The following is a 16,432-nucleotide window of genomic DNA, read 5'->3' on the forward strand; positions in this document are numbered from 1 at the left end:
ACGCACGACGAGCGGTATCATCGAGAGATGGCGATCACTGTAGAAACATCAGACGGCGATAGGGCCAAAGAACTTGAGATGCTGCTTCCAGCGACCTGCCTGTTCCACAGCCTGAGCGATCCGTCGCGCCTCGTGATTCTGCGCCACCTGCAACTCGGAGAGCACCGCGTAGTCGAGCTCACGGATCATCTGGGGCTCTCGCAGAGCACAGTCTCGAAGCACCTCGCCCGCCTGAAAGACGCTGGCCTCGTCGAGTCGCGCCCGCAGGGCAGGGCGTCGGTGTACTCACTGCTTCACAGCGAGGCCATCACCGAGCTTCTCACGGCCGCCGAGCGACTGCTGGGCCTCACGGGCGACAACGTCGCGCTGTGCCCCGTACACGGCACGAGGGCCGCAGCTGAATCACACTGATTCGCTGCGGCCCTCGGCTCAGGCAGTGGGCGCTCCCCTACTTACGGTAGTTCGGCGCCTCAACGACCATCTGAATGTCGTGCGGGTGGCTCTCCTTCAGACCAGCTGAAGTGATGCGCACGAACTGGCCCCGCTCCTTGAGCTCGGCAACTGAGCGTGCACCAACGTAGAACATGGACTGGCGCAGACCGCCGACCATCTGGTGCGCGACAGCGCCAACGGGGCCGCGGTAGGGAACCTGGCCCTCGATGCCCTCGGGAATGAGCTTCTCGTCGCTCGGCACATCCGCCTGGAAGTAGCGATCCTTCGAGTACGAGGTGCGCTCACCGCGCGTTTGCAGCGCGCCGAGTGACCCCATACCACGGTACGTCTTGTACTGCTTGCCGCCGACGAAGACGAGGTCGCCAGGGCTCTCGTCAGTGCCAGCGAGCAGCGAGCCCATCATCACTGACGATGCGCCAGCAACAAGAGCCTTCGCGATATCTCCCGAGTACTGCAGGCCGCCGTCAGCAATCACCGGTACACCCGCCGGCGTCGCAGCCTTCGCGGCCTCGTAGACGGCGGTGACCTGAGGAACACCGACACCTGCAATCACACGAGTCGTGCAGATCGAGCCCGGCCCAACGCCGACCTTCACCGCATCTGCGCCCGCGTCAACGATCGCCTTCGCGCCGTTGTACGTCGCCACGTTGCCACCGATCACGTCAACACCGGCGAACGCCGGGTCACCCTTGATCTTCGCAATAATGTCGAGCACGCCCTTCGAATCACCGTTTGCGGTGTCGACGACGAGCACGTCGACGCCGGCCTCAAGCAGCGAGCCAGCGCGCTTCCACGCGTCGCCGAAGAAACCGACAGCCGCGCCAACGCGAAGCCGACCGGCGTCGTCCTTCGTCGCGAGTGGGTACTGCTCCTCCTTATCAAAGTCCTTCACGGTGATGAGGCCAGTCAGGCGCCCCTCGCCGTCGACAAGCGGGAGCTTCTCGATCTTGTGCTGCTTGAACAGCTCAGCCGCGTCGTCCTTGGAGATCCCTGCGGGTGCGGTAATGAGCGGCATTCGTGTCATCGCCTCGGACACGCGAACATTCGCGCGGTCCTTCGGATCGATGAAACGCATGTCGCGGTTCGTGATGATTCCAAGCAGGATCCCTGCCGAGTCAACGACGGGCAGTCCCGAGACTCGGTACTCGCCGCAGATCGCGTCGACCTCAGCGACTGTCGCATCGACAGTCGTGGTGAGCGGGTTCGTGATCATCCCGGCTTCAGACCGCTTCACGCGGTCAACCATCTCCGCCTGATCCTGAATAGACAGGTTGCGGTGCAGGATCCCAAGGCCGCCGTTACGCGCCATAGCGACAGCCATGCGCGTCTCGGTGACAGTGTCCATTGCCGCCGAAATGAGCGGCATTGCAAGCCGCACGCGCCTCGTGAGCTGCGTCGAGGTATCCGCCTCGCTCGGAATGACGTCGGTGTGCGCGGGAAGCAGCAGCACGTCGTCGTAAGTGAGTCCTGTGAACGCGAAAGGGTCACGCTGTTCCATACAACCTCTTTAATGCTCGTGGCGTCGTCGAAGACTATCTAGTCTAAGGGAATGGGACCTGTATGAGGCTGATGGGCGAGGTCCGCGCTAGGCGAACGCCGCAATCGCACGATCATGTCGGCGATGAGGAACATGAGCGCGATCCACACAGCAATGAAGCCGATCCACCGCGCGATGGGAAGTTCTTCATGCATGATGAAGTACCCGAAGAGGAAACCGAGCACCGGGGTGAGGAACTGCAGGAACCCAACATAGGTGAGCGGGAGCCTGCGAGCTGCCTCACCGAAGAGGATGAGCGGAACCGCTGTGAGGAGCCCACTGACGAGCACGAGTGCCGTAATCACGCCCCCGTGAGAGAACGCGCTCAGACCCGCGACGGAACCGACGATTGCCAGTTGGGTCAGGCCGATCGGCACGGAGACGAGTGTCTCGACAGTGAGCCCCGTGACCCCATCGACGTCTTCGATGCGTTGGTGCACGACGCCGTATAGGCCGAACGAGAGGGCAAGACCCAGCGCGATCCACGGCACCTTGCCGTAGGAGATCGCTGAGAACAGCACACCTGTGCCAGCGACGACGACCGCGATCCACTGGAGGCGCGAGAGCTTCTCGCGCCAGAAGATCACTCCGAACAGGATCGTGAAGAGCGGGTTGATGAAGTAGCCGAGCGACGTCTCGAGCACGTGGCCGGAGATCACCCCGATCACGAAGATCTGCCAGTTCGCGTACAGCAGGATCGACGAGAGGGCGAACAGCCCAAACGTTTTCGGCTGCTTCAGCACGTTGCCAACGCGGCGCCACCTGCGCGTCACCGTCACAATCACCGCGCAGACAAGCAGCGTCGTGACGACTCGCCACGAGACGACCTCGAACGGGTTCACGACCGCGATAAGCGTGAAAAAGAGCGGGAATGCGCCCCAAATCAGATACGCGCCGATTCCATACCCTAAGCCAGCACGAGTGTCCTTCACCTTCACAGTCTACGGCGACTGGCGGGTACGAAAAAGCCGGGGCCCCGCGTTGGCGGGCCCCGGCTCGTTCAGCGATGCTTAGCGCTCGATGACTGCGAGGATGTCGCGGCTCGAGAGCACGAGGTACTCCTCGCCAGCGGCCTTGATCTCGGTGCCGCCGAACTTCGAGTAGATCACGATGTCGCCGACGTTCACGTCGACGGGGATGCGGGTGCCGTTGTCTGAGACACGGCCGGGGCCCACTGCAACAACCTTGCCCTCCTGGGGCTTTTCCTTTGCGCTGTCAGGGATAACGAGACCCGAAGCAGTAGTCTGCTCAGCCTCGACCTGCTGAATGACAATGCGATCCTCGAGCGGCTTAATGGCGACCGACACGGTTGACCTCTTTCCAAAGCTGTTAGTTTCGCACTCTTGCGAGTGCCTCTGTACGAGATTCTATGACCCCTGTTGGCACTCATGCAAGGTGAGTGCCAACTGTTGATGCGCCGAATCGCGGACAGCGAACACCGGCCGCACAGGCCCCTCAGACCCAGTGAGTACACTCTGTGGTACACCCACTACGACTTGGAGCATGATGAGCACCACCGACCCCACAGTGCCAGCCCAGCACCAGCCTCAACCGGCTTCCGAACAGCCGACAGAGCAACTGCCGCACGGGGCGCCGCTTACTGACGCTGCAAGCACCGCCGCGCCGCAGTACGGATACGAGACGCCCGCCTACGCGTACCAGGCTGCAGCAGCCACCCCGCAGCGCACAACCGTCAAGGACACAAACACGTACGCGCTTGTGGCGATCATCCTTGCGTTCATCGCGCCCATCGCCGGAATCATCTTCGGGCACCTTGGGTTGAACCAGATCAAGCGCACCGGAGACGCAGGGCGCGGCCTCGCGCTCACCGCGGTCATCTACGGGTACTGCACCATCGCGCTCGGCGTGTTGTTTGTCGTAATGTACATCGGCTTCATCGTCATGATCATCGGCGCGGCAGCGAGCGGGAGCTACTACTACTAGTGAGCGGCTCACGCAGCGACGGGCCCCGGGCGACCAGCCCGGGGCCCGCTTCGTCCCCTCCTGGATGGGATGTGCTCACGAGTCGGCGTGGCGCGGAGCTGCTCGCCTCAGCTGCGGCCCTGCGAGAGGCAGGTGACAGCCTTGACAGCGTCGGGCGGCACCTGCGGCGCGACGGCGTAGCCCCTGACGAGCTCGCCGCGGCGCTCACGGTGACCGGGCTGCGCGAGAAAGCAGCAGCGAAGTTCGGGCCGCGGGCCGGAGAAATGCTCTTCACCCAGGCAGGGCTCGAACAGGCGTCTCGTTGCTCCGTTGCGGAGCTTCACGCGCGCCGTTTTCACGGCGCAACAGCGGTCGCCGACCTCGGCTGCGGCCTCGGCGCCGAGTCGCTTGCGTTTCTGCGCGCGGGGCTCGGAGTACGCGCGGTCGAGCTCGACCCGCTCACTGCAGACTTCGCTGCACACAATGTCTCTGTCGAAGCCGCCTGGATCGAGGCTTGTCACGGTAGCGCCCCGCCGCACGAGGTGATCATTGGCGACGCGACTGAGCTCGGGGCAGGCGCCGCCGACGCCGTGTTTCTCGACCCTGCACGACGAACTGCCGGCCACCGAGACACTCGAAGGCTCGCCTCGAGCGACGATTACTCCCCCTCGCTCACCTTCGCGTTCGACGCCGCACGGTCCGTGCGGTTCGGGGGCGTCAAGCTCGGGCCCGGCCTCGACCGCGAACTCATTCCCGACGACGCCGAGGCTCAGTGGGTCTCGGTCGACGGCCAGGTCGTCGAGATGGGGCTGTGGTTCGGCGACGCCGCCAGACAGGGTATCCGCCGCTCGGCAGCTGTGCTGCGTGGGGACCCTGGGCGGGCGGCAGCCGCGGGCGGCGCAGCTGTCACCGGCAGCACACCGGTCTGGCATGAGCTCAGCGCGGCCGCCGACTTTCCGGACGCCGATACCCGCGAGCTCGGCGAGTACCTCATCGAGCCTGACGGTGCGGTGATCCGCGCGCGCCTCATCGGAAAGCTCGCTGCGGAGCTCGACGCCGGCATGATCCACGACGGGATCGCCTACCTCACCGCCGACAACGCGACCGCGACGCCGTTCGGGCAGGTCTTCAGGATCCTCGAGGAGCTCCCCGCACGCGAGAAGGATCTCAAGCGCGCCCTGGCCGCACGAGGGATCGGCAGGCTGGAAATCAAAAAGCGCGGCGTGGATGTGGATCCCGCCGCGCTTCGCACGCGCCTGCGCCTCACAGGCTCAGGCGCTGCGACGCTGATCCTCAGCCGCTCGGCGAACAGGCACATTGCGCTGCTCGCCGAACGCTGCTGAGGTGCAGTAGCCGCTAGTAGCTGAACTCGTACGCGCCCGAGAGGACCGCCGAGCACGGGATCGTCTCGCCGAACACCTGGACCGACTCCGCGCCGTCGAGGCACGCCTGCGCGGCGTCAGCCCCAGCGACCGCGAGACCGATGAACACGACTGCGAGGATGATGCCTGTAATGACGCCGAGCGCGCCGACGATGATGCCGACGACGGCTGGAATGTTCTTCGCCTGCGCCTTCTTCGACTGCACGAGTCCGATGATGCTGAGCACGAGACCAACGAGCGAGATCGGCAGGATGAACGAGACGATGAGGCCGACGATGCCGAGCGTCTTGCCCGGGACTGTCGTGGGCACCGGCGCGTATCCCTGGGGCGCCTGCGGCATCGCACCGTAGCCCTGCGGGTAGTTCTGCCCCTGGGGCGCCGGGTACCCGGGCGCCGAGGTTCCCGGAGCCACGTACGGCGCTCCTGGCACCGTCGGACTCTCTGGCTGCTGCTGGGCCTGCTCGCCAAACGGGGCAGCCTGCGGAAGTGGCGGGGCGACTGGCGGAGCCGCCGGCGGAACAGGCGGAGCCGTCGGCGGCACAGGCGGGGCGGCGGGGGCCGCGGCCGGCGACGGATCGACGGGCGGGAATGCTGCGGGCGCCTCGGGCGCGGCAGGCACGGCCTGGGGCTGCTCGGGGGTGGTTCCCGGGTCGGTGTTCGGCGTGTTGTCGGACATAGCGTTCCTAACGGTAAAGGTCACGGAGGGCATAGCCCTAGCTACAACGATACAGCCCGGGCGCGAGTTGGCTACAACTGAATGTCTGTCACCGGGAGAGTCGAGTCGGCGCCGAAGCTCAACGAAGAGGGTGCGTGCCCCGCGGCGACGAGCTGCGCCCCAAGCGACGCGATCATCGCACCGTTGTCGGTGCACAGCGATAGCGGCGGCACGCGCAGCTCCACTCCGACTGCAGCCGAACGCTCAGCAGCGACCTCACGAAGCCGAGCGTTCGCGACAACCCCGCCGCCGAGCAGCAACCGCGGAACGCCAAGGTCAGCGCAGGCGGCGAGCGCCTTCGTCAGGAGAACGTCGACGACTGCTTCTCGGAAGCTCGCGGCGACATCGGCCACAGGCACGTCCTCACCCGCCGCCACGCGCTTCTCAACCCACCGCGCGACCGAGGTCTTGAGTCCAGAGAAGGAGAAGTCGTAGCGGTGCTTCGCCATGTCTTTCGGAAGCGTCAAGCCGCGCGGAAAGCGAATCGCCTGGGGATCACCGTCGGCGGCGACCCGATCGATGTGTGGCCCCCCTGGGTACGGCAGCCCGAGCAGCCTGGCGACCTTGTCGAACGCCTCCCCCGCAGCGTCGTCAATTGTCTCGCCGAGCAACTCGACGTCGCTGACAAGGTCGCGCACGAGCAGCAGCGACGTGTGGCCGCCAGAGACGAGCAGCGCAACTGTCGGCAGTTCGAGCTCGCCGACGGTTCCGACAGCCGGCCGCAGGCCATCGCCGTGGAGCATGTCGGCCCCGACGTGACCGACAAGGTGGTTCACCGCGTAGAGCGGTTTGTCGAGCGACACCGCGAGCGCCTTCGCTGCCGAAACGCCGACCATCAGCGCGCCGGCAAGCCCCGGCCCACCGGTCACGGCGATCGCGTCGAGCTCGTCGAGCGTCACGCCAGCTTCGGCAAGCGCCCGCTCGATCGTGGGCGTCATGGATTCGAGGTGGGCACGTGCTGCGATCTCTGGGATGACTCCGCCGAACCGGGCATGCTCGTCCATGGACGAGGCGATCGAGTTCGCGAGCAGAGTGCGTCCGCGGACGATCCCGATCCCGGTCTCGTCGCAGCTTGTTTCGATCCCGAGCACGAGCGGCTCAGCTGCAAAGCTGACCGCCTCAGGTGCCGCGCCGACCGCTGCCGCGCGTACTGTCTCACTCACTGTTGCTCCTTCAGCTGCAACTGCATCACGATCGCGTCGATGCCCTCGGGCTGGTAATACTTTGGGCGCACGCCGATCTCAACAAATCCGAGCGATGCGTAGAGGCCACGAGCTGGCGGGTTGTCCGCGCGCACCTCAAGAAACACCTGACTCGCGCCGCGGCGTGCGGCCTCAGCGAGCAGTTCAGTCATGAGGGCACGGCCGTGCCCGGCGCCGCGCAGCTCAGGGGCGACGGCGATCGTCTGGATGTCACCATCAGTGCCGACGACGAGGAGCCCGGCATAGCCCCGAATTGCGCCCCCGCCGGCTCCGTCCACGTCGCCGTCGACGAGCACGAGGTACCTGCGGTGTTCGCCAGCGAGTTCCTCGCGCACGATGTCGCGGCTCCACGCGTCGCTCCCGAAGAGGTCGGCTTCGAGCGCCGCGATCTGGTCGAGGTCCGCGGTCGTCGCGTCACGCAGGATCACGGTGTCACCGGCTTCGGAGCCTTCGGCTGCATCACATCAGGCAGCCGGAGGTACAGTGCTTGGTCGGCCTCGAAGGTGGCGCCCGATGCGAGGCGCCGCGCGGCAAGGCGCACGAGAGCGGCGGCTGGGACGCGTTCTGGCCACACCTCGTTAACGATGCTCTCGTAGCCCTCCCGCGGCAGCAGGCGCGGTTCGGCGTCGCGCTCCGGGGTGCCAGTCCAGTCAAGCCCGGTGTAGTCGGTCACGAACAGCTCGCGCCGCTTCGCGTCCTGCACGACACGAACACCAGAAATGGCGCCAGTCTCGAGATGCTCAAGCGCGACAGCATCATGGCTGACAAGCGGCAGGATGCTCAAGTCCCTGCCGAGCGCGAACGCGTGCGCGGCAGCAATGCCGACGCGGAGGCCAGTAAACGGCCCAGGTCCCATCCCTGCGACAACGTGGGTTGTCGAAGCCGTGGGGATCCTGATCTCTGCAAACGCGCGCGCAATAAGGTCGCCAATCACCTCCGCGTGCCCGCGCGGATCGTCGCTCGACACCTCGGCGATCTGCCCGCCCGCGCCGACCGCGACGCTCGTACCAAGCGACGTATCGATCGCGAGGATCACGCGCTCCCCAAGCTCGGGCGCCGCGACTGTACGCACCTCAACACCGGTCACGCCAGCACTCCGTCCTGCCACCGTGGGCCGTGCCCCGTGACCGTCAGTGCGCGGGGCTCGATCGGCGCCTCCGCGACGTTGTCGTCAGCCTCGGCCGCATCTGCCTCGCCGTCACCAGCGCCGACAGGGCGATCGATGACAATCTCAAGCCACGAATCGCGCGCGTCAACGAGGCCAGCGCCCCACTCGGCCACGACGACTGAGCCGTCAAAATCGAGATCGAGGTCCTCGAGCTCGCTTGAGTCTGCGAGCCTGTACGCGTCCACGTGGATGAGTGGTGCACCACCCACGAGCGACGGGTGCGTCCGCGCAATCACGAACGTCGGGCTCTGCACCGGGCCGCGCACGCCAAGGCCCTCGCCGAGCCCGCGGGTGAACGTCGTCTTCCCTGCGCCAAGTTCACCTGTCAAGATCACGAGGTCGCCGGCGCCGAGACGCCTGCCAAACTCAATTCCGAGTTCGTGCATCGCATCAGGATCGGCTGCGGAGTAGCGCTCGACGACGCTCACAGCTCATCCTCGTCGACCGCGACCCGCACCACGCGGGGTCCGATCCCGACCAAAATCTCGTAGTTGATCGTGCGCATCAGGCCAGCCCAGATGTCGATCGACGGGAAGCCGCGCTCGGGGTCTCCGAAGAGGATCACCGGCGCCCCGATGTCGATGCGGCCGGCGATCGGCCCGACGTCGACGATGAACTGGTCCATGCCGATCCTGCCAACGATCGGGCAGCGCTCCCCAGCGATAGTGACCCACGCGCCCGCGCCATTCAGCGCGCGCGGCATGCCGTCCGCGTACCCGACAGGCACGAGGGCGAGCGTCGTGGCGACCTCGCACACGTGGTTAAACCCGTAGGAGACGCCGGTGCCTGCTGGGACGCCGCGCAGCGCGACGACTTCCGAGCGGAGCGTCATCGCCGGGACGAGGCCCAGCTGAGCCGAGTTCTTCCCGGCGAGCGGGCTCAGGCCGTATGCCGCCATGCCGACGCGTACAGTGTTGTAGGAGAGCTCGGGGCGGGTGAATATCGCTGCGCTCGCGGCGAGGTGAATCATCTCGGGCGCGGAGCCGGCAGCCCTGAGCGCTGCAACAGCTTCGTCGAAGCGCTCTCCCTGTGCCAGGTCGGCCTCCTCCCCCGCGTTCGCAAGGTGGCTGAAGATGCCCCGCACAGAGACGAGACCCTCACGCTCAAGCTCGGCGCCGCGAGCGAACAGCGCCTCCCACTCCTCGCGGGCAGCCCCGTTTCGGCTCAGGCCGGTATCGACCTTGAACTGCAGCGTTGCACGCTTGCCAGTGACGCGCGCGGCCTCCGCAAGCGCCTCAAGCTGGCTGAGGTGAGACACCCCAACGTCAATCGAGTGCTCGATCGCAGCCGCGAAGTCGACCCGTGGGCCGTGCAGCCAGCACAAGAGCGGCGCGTCGATGCCGCTCTCGCGAAGCTTCAGCGACTCCTCGAGGTCGGCTGTTGCGATCATCGTCGCGCCACCCTCCATTGCAGCGCGCGCCGCTATCGCCGCATCGTGGCCGTAACCGCACGCCTTCACCACGACGATGACGTTTGCGCCAGCTGTGAGCTCGCGCACACGGCCAACGTTCGCGCGAATCGCCGGCACAGAGATCTCGGCAACCCGCATAGACCCGGTTCTCATTTAGCCCCACCTCCGTGCTCAACAATAACGAACGCGGTCGCAACCCCGGTGTCGTGGGTCATCGTCAGGTGAATCCTGTCAGCCCCGCGTGCGGCAAGCGCGGCGAGGAGGCCGGTCGTCGGAACAAACTCCGGAGCTCGAAGTTCGTTCCGACGCACCTCCATGTCAGGCCACGTGAGGTCGCCCGAATCGCCGAGCGCCTTAATCAGCGCCTCCTTGGCGGCGAATCGCGCTGCAAGCGACGGAATCGACAGCTGTCCCTCCGCTGCGCTGAACAAACGTTCCCGCAGTTTCGGAGTGCGCTCAAGCTGCTGCTCGAAACGCTGGATATCGACAGTGTCGACGCCGATGCCGATGATCACTCGACTGTCACCGATTTCGCGAGGTTTCGCGGCTGGTCAACGTCGAGGCCCTTCGCCGTCGAGAGCTCGAGGGCGAACCACTGCAGCGGAACAACCTGCAGGATCGGGTCAAACAGCGCGTCAGTGAGCGGGATCCGCACGACCTCGTCTGCGAACGGCAACACCGAAGTGTCGCCCTTCTCGACGATCGCGATGACACGCGCCCCACGCGCACGGATCTCTTGGATGTTCGACACAACCTTCGAGTGCATGAGCGGCGACGTGCGCGGGCTCGGCACAAGCACGAACACGGGCTGGCCATGATCGATGAGCGCGATCGGGCCGTGCTTCAACTCGCCCGCGGCGAACCCCTCAGCATGAATGTAGGCGATCTCCTTGAGCTTCAACGCGCCCTCGAGCGCCGCCGGGTAGCCAGCGTGACGACCGAGGAAGAGCACCGAACGGGTGTCGGCCATCCAGTGCGCGAGCTCAGCGATCTGGTCGTGCGTCGCGACTGCCTCAGCCATCTTCTCGGGAAGCGACTCGAACTGCTCGATCGCAGCCGACTCGTCTGCCGCGGAGAGCGTCTCGCGCACGCGCCCGAGGTGCAACCCAAGGAGGTACAGCGCGGTGATCTGTGCGACGAACGCCTTCGTCGAAGCAACTGCAACCTCGGGGCCAGCATGCGTGTAGACGGCGGCGTCTGACTCCCGCGGAATCGTTGCGCTCTGAGTGTTGCAGACCGACACAGTCGTCACGCCGCGCTCGATCGCATACTTCACAGCCATCAGCGTGTCCATCGTCTCGCCCGACTGGCTCACCGAGACGACCATTGTGTTCTCAGTGAGCACAGGGTCGCGGTAGCGGAACTCGTGGCTGAGTTGGACCTCGACGGGGATGCGCGCCCACTGCTCGATCGCGTACGACCCGACGAGGCCAGCGTACGAGGCGGTGCCGCAGGCGACGATGATGATGCGATCGATGCTCCGCAGGCGATCCTCACCGAGAGCGGTGAGCTCAGGGATCTCGACGTGGCCGTCGACGATGCGACCGCGGATCGTGTTCTCGATCGCCTCCGGCTGCTCGTTGATCTCCTTCGCCATGAACGACGACCAACCGCCCTTGTCGGCGGCGCCGGCGTCCCATTCGACCTCGTACTCCTCAAACGCGACCTGGGCACCTGCAAAATCGGTGATCCGGACGCTGTCGGGCGTAATGACAGCGATGTTGTCTTCCTCAACCACAACCGCCCGGCGCGTCGACGAAACGAACGCCGCGACGTCGGATCCGAGGAAGTTCTCGCCGTCGCCAAGACCAACGACGAGGGGCGAATGATGACGCGCCGCAACAATCTTGCCAGGCTCGCTCTGATGCATCGCGAGCAGCGTGAACGTCCCGTGCAGGCGCCCCACGACGTCGCGGAACGCCGTCTCGAGGTCCTTGCCCGAACCTGTCTCGAGGCCGAGCAGCGCAGCGACAACCTCGGTGTCTGTCTCGCTCGCGAGTTCGGCGCCGCGAGAGACAACCTCATCGCGGAGCTCGGCGAAGTTCTCGACGATGCCGTTGTGGATCACTGCGAGGCGCCCGTCGTCACCCAGGTGCGGGTGCGCATTTACATCGGTCGGCCCGCCGTGCGTCGCCCAGCGCGTGTGACCAATGCCGGTTCCGGCGGCCTGTACCGGGCTCGCCTCAAGAAGATCCTCAAGGTTTAGGAGCTTGCCCGACTTCTTGCGTACCGAGATACCGCCGGTGTCATCAATAACAGCGACACCTGCGGAGTCGTATCCGCGGTACTCGAGCCGGCGAAGGCCGTTCAGGAGGGCCTCAATGGTCTCATTTGGGCCTGCATATCCTACGATTCCACACATACGCCCAATTTTAGTGGCACGATGGAGTGCGATGAGCGAAAAACACAGCGAAGGCGCAGTCACCGACCTTGCTCGCGACGACGAGGCTGCCGAAGAAAGTTCACGAAACCTGGTGCTCGGCCCTGAAACTCAGACACTTGTTCGGCCCGAGTTCACCTCGCCGTTCGGGGAGATCGGCAGGTCGGAATGGGCGCGGCTCGCTGGGGAAACCCCTATGCCGCTTACCGAGGCGGAGGTCGAGGCCTTCCGGGGCCTTGGCGTCTCGCTCGACGTTGAAGAGGTTTCGGAGGTCTACCGGCCGCTCAGCCGACTCATCAACCAGTACGCAATCGCCGCCCGCGAGATGCATCAGCGAACTCGCAGCTTTCTGAAACGCGAAGGCGAAAAACAGAGCACCTTTGTGATTGGCGTCGCAGGGTCCGTGGCGGTCGGCAAGTCCACTGTCGCGCGTATCCTGCGCGACCTCCTCGCTCGCTGGCCCGAGACGCCAAACGTCACCCTCGTCACGACCGACGGCTTCCTCTACCCCAACGCCGAGCTCGAGCGGCGCGGCATCGCCCACCGCAAGGGCTTCCCCGAGTCGTACGACAGACGAGCGCTGCTCCGCTTCGTGTCCCAGGTGAAGTCAGGCATGCCCGAGGTTCGGGCGCCGCACTACAGTCACCTGATCTACGACATCGTGCCCGACGAGTACACGACGGTTCGCCAGCCAGACATCCTCATCCTCGAGGGCCTTAACGTGCTGCAGCCGCCGACCCGCGAGCACCCCCTCGCGGTTTCAGATCTGTTCGACTTCTCCGTGTACGTTGACGCGCGCACCGACCACATCGAGGAGTGGTTCACACAGCGCTTCTTCAGGCTGCGCGATGGGGCGTTCTCAGACCCCAACTCGTTCTTCCGCAAGTTCGCGACGCTCAGCGATTCTGAGAGCCGCGCCTACGCGCACGGCATCTGGAAGTCGATCAACGAGCCGAACCTCATTGAGAACATCCGGCCGACGCGGGCGAGAGCAACGCTCGTGCTGCGCAAGGGCGCCGACCACCGCGTCGAAAAGGTGCTTCTCCGGAAGCTGTAGGCGCTGGGTTGGGGCTGCTGCGCCGGGCAACCGCTCATGCAGCCCCTCGGCCAGTACCCATGGGATCTGCGGCATTGCAGCCCCGCAGCCCGCCGCCCGCCGCCCGTATCCCTGGGATCTGCAGCATCAATGCCCAGCAGCCCGATGCTCGACATTGACATCGCAGATCCCATACCTTCTGCTGACTGTTTGTGTCCTGCCCCATCCGCCCTCAGCCCAGCCACAGCCGCAGCCATCGTGCCGGAGCCGACAGCGACTCTCGCGTTCAGTACACCTGGGATCTGCAGTATCAATGCCTAACGGCGCGGTTTTTGGCATATCCATTAGGGATCGCATTGCTTTGGGCCACAACAGGCCCGGCAATAGCCGACCAAACGGTCGCCACATCGTACGGCGCCCATCCCCCAAGTTGCTTCGTCCACATCCTGCTTGTCTCAGCAATCCCCCTCAGTTCTGCTCAGACCGGGCGAGAGGCCCCTCTCAGACGAGTCCGTGGGCGCAGACTGACTCACATGATTACAGGAATTCTCTCGAAGCGCGGCGGAGTCATCCGAAGCTCCGAACTTGTTGCACGCGGAATGACCCGGTACCGCATACAGCAAGAGGTCATAGCCGGCGGGCTCATCCGGTTCAAGAAGGGATGGCTCGCAACTCCCACTGCTGACCCTCAGATTGTTGCTGCCGCGACTGCGGGTCTCACTTTAAGTTGCGTCACCCAGGCGGCCCGCCTGGGACTCTGGGTTCGGCGAGTGCCCAAGAGTGAGCACTTCGGCGTTCCTCGGCCAGGCTCGGAAAGGCGCCCAGACGGGTCGGTAATCCACTACCATGCGCCGATCGTGCCACGGGAGAGGTTCGCCCTCGTCGACACGATCGAGAACGTCCTCATGCTCGTCGCACAGTGCGAGCCGTTCGAAGATGCGGTCGCGACCTGGGACTCTGCGCTCAACAAAAATCTTGTGGATCGGGCTGGGCTTGACCTTTTGCCGCTGCCGGCCGCGTCAAAGCGTGTGCTTCATGCGACGGACCCATTCGCAGACTCGGGGCTTGAAAGCTACTTCAGGCTACGCCTGAACTGGATGAGGCTACCGCTCGTGGCTCAAGCCTGGCTTGTGGGTCGGAGAGTCGACTTTCTCATTGGGTCGCGCCTTGTCGTGCAGATTGACGGCGCCCACCACACTGGGCCGCAGCGCGATGTCGACATCGAACATGACGCGCAACTCCGACTTCGCGGGTTCACCGTCATTCGGGTGAGCTATGCGCAGGTGATGCATTCCTGGCCCGAGACGCAGGCACTCATTATGAGAGCGGTTGCGGTTGGACTCCATCAGCCAGCGCGGCTCGCGTAGTGAGCGAGAGAACTCTGTGTTGGCTACGACGGGGCTTGCCATCGAGGGCAGCTCGGTCGTGCGCGTCGAGGTGCACCTCAGCAACATCACATGTGATCTGCATAAGAAAAGCCAACTGCAAGTCGCTGCTGCATTCCAGGTGAAGATCCCATACGCAACGCAGATGCGTGGCAGTGTCGACGGATTGGGAGGCGGAAGGCCAAAGGTTCCCAAAGGATTCCGCATGGCGCCACCGAGACCGACCGGTTCCAAAGGGTTCTGTATGGCCCCCAGACCCCGACGGGTGCCAAAGGGCCCCACAGACCCCGGCAGGTTCCACAGAGCCCAAGAAATTCCACTGGCCCGACGAGTTCCACAGAGCCCGACGGGTCCCGAGGCCTCTACAGGGCGGAACCGCAGATACCCGGCGCAGCGCCGATTGCACAGCACACTCCCCAAGAACGCCAACGGCCGGGGCGCAGCGACTTGTCGTCGCCACACCCCGGCCAGAGAGAGCCAGGACTAGACCGCCAGACGTTCCTTCACGATCGCCGCAAGGTCATCGGCGAGCTGCTGGGCCTGAGCGACCTCGGCAGCCTCAACCATCACGCGGACGACAGGCTCGGTGCCAGAGGGTCGAAGCAGCACGCGCCCCTCACCCTTCAGCGCTTCCTCAACCTGGTGAACAGCTTGCTGGAGCACCTCGTCGCTGCTCGCGCGCGAGCGGTCGACACCGCGCACGTTCACGAGCACCTGCGGGTACACCTTCATGCACTCGCCGAGCTCGGCAAGCGACTTGCCCGAGCGGACGATCTCAGCGGCAATGTGCAGCCCCGTGAGGATACCGTCACCGGTCGTTGCGAACTCGCTCATGATGACATGGCCGGACTGCTCTCCGCCAAGCGAATACCCGTACTCGTTGATTGCTTCAAGCACATAGCGGTCGCCAACGCCGGTCTCGACGACGTCGATCCCGTTGTCTGCCATCGCGAGCTTCAGTCCGAGGTTCGACATCACGGTGGCGACAAGCGTGTTCTGGTCAAGCTTGCCGCGTGCGGACATCGAGAGCGCGAGAATCGCCATGATGCGGTCGCCGTCAATTACGTTGCCTGCGCTGTCGACTGCGAGGCAGCGATCAGCATCACCGTCGTGCGCAATGCCGAGATCGGCGCCGTGCTCAAGAACTGCGGCGATGAGCGGTTCGAGGTGGGTGGATCCCACGCCGTCATTGATGTTCATGCCGTCGGGGTCGTTACCGATCACGACGACCTTCGCGCCCGCATCACTGAACGCGTCGGGGGAAATGCCTGACGCTGCACCGTGGGCGCAATCGAGCACGACAGACAGCCCTTCGAGCGAGAGGCCCTCGAGTGTCCCGAGGAGGTGCACGAGGTAGCGATCCTCAGCGTCAGCGAACCGCTGGATCCTGCCGACCTCGTGTCCGGTGACGGCGATCGCAGGCTCGCGCATTGCGGCCTCAATCTTGTCCTCGACGTCGTCAGGGAGCTTTCGCCCGCCCTCGGCGAAGAACTTAATGCCGTTGTCGGGCGCGGGGTTGTGCGATGCCGACACCATGACGCCGAAGTCGGCTCCGGTGTCAGCAACGAGATACGCGGCGGCAGGCGTCGGGATGACACCAGCATCGAGTACGTCGACGCCGGCTGCGGCGAGGCCGGCCGACACTGCGGCCGAGATGAACTCGCCAGAAACCCGCGGATCGCGCGCAACGATCGCGGTAGCGCGACGGCTCTCGCCTCGGGCGTTACGTCCGAGTACGAGAGCCGCTGCGTGCGCGAGGCGCAGGGCAAGGTCGGCGGTGATATCCACCCCGGCCAAGCCCCGCACCCCATCAGTGCCAAACAGGCGTCCCATGTGGGAA

The 16,432-nt window shown here is 65.1% G+C and carries 17 protein-coding genes; 5 read left to right on the forward strand and 12 right to left on the reverse strand.

Translation table 11 applies throughout. The annotated features are described in order from the left end of the window. Positions 1 to 27 precede the first annotated feature (27 nt). On the forward strand, positions 28 to 411 hold the full coding sequence (locus tag ACF07D_RS01330) for a helix-turn-helix transcriptional regulator (protein ID WP_119281486.1): 384 nt from the start codon (positions 28 to 30) through the stop codon (positions 409 to 411). A 37-nt stretch (positions 412 to 448) separates the two neighbouring features. On the opposite strand, the gene guaB is transcribed toward ACF07D_RS01330, so the two are convergent. The 3 genes from guaB to groES form a co-directional block, all read right to left on the reverse strand. Next, positions 449 to 1,951 carry an IMP dehydrogenase gene (gene guaB, locus ACF07D_RS01335; RefSeq protein ID WP_119281487.1) on the reverse strand — a complete coding sequence of 501 codons (1,503 nt, stop codon included), beginning with the start codon at positions 1,949 to 1,951 and terminating at the stop codon, positions 449 to 451. Between the two features lie 38 nt (positions 1,952 to 1,989). After that, a complete protein-coding gene (rarD, locus tag ACF07D_RS01340) occupies positions 1,990 to 2,922 on the reverse strand; it encodes an EamA family transporter RarD (protein WP_391503615.1) in 933 nt (310 codons plus the stop codon). Between the two features lie 78 nt (positions 2,923 to 3,000). After that, positions 3,001 to 3,297: a co-chaperone GroES gene (gene groES / locus ACF07D_RS01345; protein ID WP_042544383.1), complete on the reverse strand. Its 297-nt coding sequence runs from the start codon at positions 3,295 to 3,297 to the stop codon at positions 3,001 to 3,003. A gap of 196 nt (positions 3,298 to 3,493) precedes the next feature. On the opposite strand from groES, the gene ACF07D_RS01350 reads away from it, so the two are divergent. Both ACF07D_RS01350 and ACF07D_RS01355 read left to right on the forward strand, forming a co-directional pair. Next, the gene (locus tag ACF07D_RS01350) at positions 3,494 to 3,934 is read left to right on the forward strand and encodes a DUF4190 domain-containing protein (RefSeq protein WP_391503616.1); all 441 of its coding nucleotides are present in this window, start codon (positions 3,494 to 3,496) and stop codon (positions 3,932 to 3,934) included. Positions 3,935 to 4,005: 71 nt separating this feature from the next. Continuing rightward, positions 4,006 to 5,256 (forward strand): SAM-dependent methyltransferase, encoded by a 1,251-nt coding sequence (locus ACF07D_RS01355; RefSeq protein ID WP_391503617.1) that lies wholly within the window; start codon positions 4,006 to 4,008, stop codon positions 5,254 to 5,256. Between the two features lie 13 nt (positions 5,257 to 5,269). Here ACF07D_RS01355 and ACF07D_RS01360 read toward each other — a convergent pair whose 3' ends face one another. The 8 genes from ACF07D_RS01360 to glmS all read right to left on the reverse strand — a co-directional run bounded on the left by ACF07D_RS01360 (position 5,270) and on the right by glmS (position 12,153). Beyond that, the gene (locus ACF07D_RS01360; RefSeq protein WP_391503618.1) at positions 5,270 to 5,971 is read right to left on the reverse strand and encodes a DUF4190 domain-containing protein; all 702 of its coding nucleotides are present in this window, start codon (positions 5,969 to 5,971) and stop codon (positions 5,270 to 5,272) included. Positions 5,972 to 6,042: 71 nt separating this feature from the next. Beyond that, entirely contained in the window at positions 6,043 to 7,101 is a 1,059-nt protein-coding gene (gene tsaD / locus ACF07D_RS01365) for a tRNA (adenosine(37)-N6)-threonylcarbamoyltransferase complex transferase subunit TsaD (RefSeq protein ID WP_391503939.1), read from the reverse strand. Positions 7,102 to 7,169: 68 nt separating this feature from the next. Continuing rightward, a complete protein-coding gene (rimI, locus tag ACF07D_RS01370; protein WP_391503619.1) occupies positions 7,170 to 7,640 on the reverse strand; it encodes a ribosomal protein S18-alanine N-acetyltransferase in 471 nt (156 codons plus the stop codon). Then, on the reverse strand, positions 7,637 to 8,299 hold the full coding sequence (tsaB, locus tag ACF07D_RS01375) for a tRNA (adenosine(37)-N6)-threonylcarbamoyltransferase complex dimerization subunit type 1 TsaB (RefSeq protein WP_391503620.1): 663 nt from the start codon (positions 8,297 to 8,299) through the stop codon (positions 7,637 to 7,639). The genes rimI and tsaB overlap by 4 nt, the downstream gene beginning before the upstream one ends. Beyond that, positions 8,296 to 8,766: a tRNA (adenosine(37)-N6)-threonylcarbamoyltransferase complex ATPase subunit type 1 TsaE gene (gene tsaE, locus ACF07D_RS01380; RefSeq protein WP_391503940.1), complete on the reverse strand. Its 471-nt coding sequence runs from the start codon at positions 8,764 to 8,766 to the stop codon at positions 8,296 to 8,298. The genes tsaB and tsaE overlap by 4 nt, the downstream gene beginning before the upstream one ends. 38 nt (positions 8,767 to 8,804) lie before the next feature. Beyond that, positions 8,805 to 9,944: an alanine racemase gene (gene alr, locus ACF07D_RS01385; protein ID WP_391503621.1), complete on the reverse strand. Its 1,140-nt coding sequence runs from the start codon at positions 9,942 to 9,944 to the stop codon at positions 8,805 to 8,807. After that, a complete protein-coding gene (locus ACF07D_RS01390) occupies positions 9,941 to 10,306 on the reverse strand; it encodes a holo-ACP synthase (protein ID WP_119281495.1) in 366 nt (121 codons plus the stop codon). Before ACF07D_RS01390 ends, alr begins: the two co-directional genes overlap by 4 nt. Beyond that, entirely contained in the window at positions 10,303 to 12,153 is a 1,851-nt protein-coding gene (glmS, locus tag ACF07D_RS01395) for a glutamine--fructose-6-phosphate transaminase (isomerizing) (protein WP_391503622.1), read from the reverse strand. Before glmS ends, ACF07D_RS01390 begins: the two co-directional genes overlap by 4 nt. Before the next feature lie 31 nt (positions 12,154 to 12,184). Between glmS and coaA the strand changes: the two genes are divergently transcribed. Together coaA and ACF07D_RS01405 are read left to right on the forward strand one after the other, a co-directional pair. After that, positions 12,185 to 13,228 carry a type I pantothenate kinase gene (gene coaA / locus ACF07D_RS01400; protein ID WP_119281497.1) on the forward strand — a complete coding sequence of 348 codons (1,044 nt, stop codon included), beginning with the start codon at positions 12,185 to 12,187 and terminating at the stop codon, positions 13,226 to 13,228. 512 nt (positions 13,229 to 13,740) lie between these two features. Further along, positions 13,741 to 14,574 carry an endonuclease domain-containing protein gene (locus tag ACF07D_RS01405; protein WP_391503623.1) on the forward strand — a complete coding sequence of 278 codons (834 nt, stop codon included), beginning with the start codon at positions 13,741 to 13,743 and terminating at the stop codon, positions 14,572 to 14,574. A 501-nt stretch (positions 14,575 to 15,075) separates the two neighbouring features. Here the strand turns inward: ACF07D_RS01405 and glmM are convergent. Then, positions 15,076 to 16,425 (reverse strand): phosphoglucosamine mutase, encoded by a 1,350-nt coding sequence (glmM, locus tag ACF07D_RS01410; RefSeq protein WP_391503624.1) that lies wholly within the window; start codon positions 16,423 to 16,425, stop codon positions 15,076 to 15,078. Positions 16,426 to 16,432 lie beyond the last annotated feature (7 nt).

The sequence above is a fragment of the Leucobacter sp. NPDC015123 genome (genome assembly GCF_043080205.1).
Taxonomy (GTDB): Bacteria; Actinomycetota; Actinomycetes; order Actinomycetales; family Microbacteriaceae; genus Leucobacter; species Leucobacter aridicollis_A.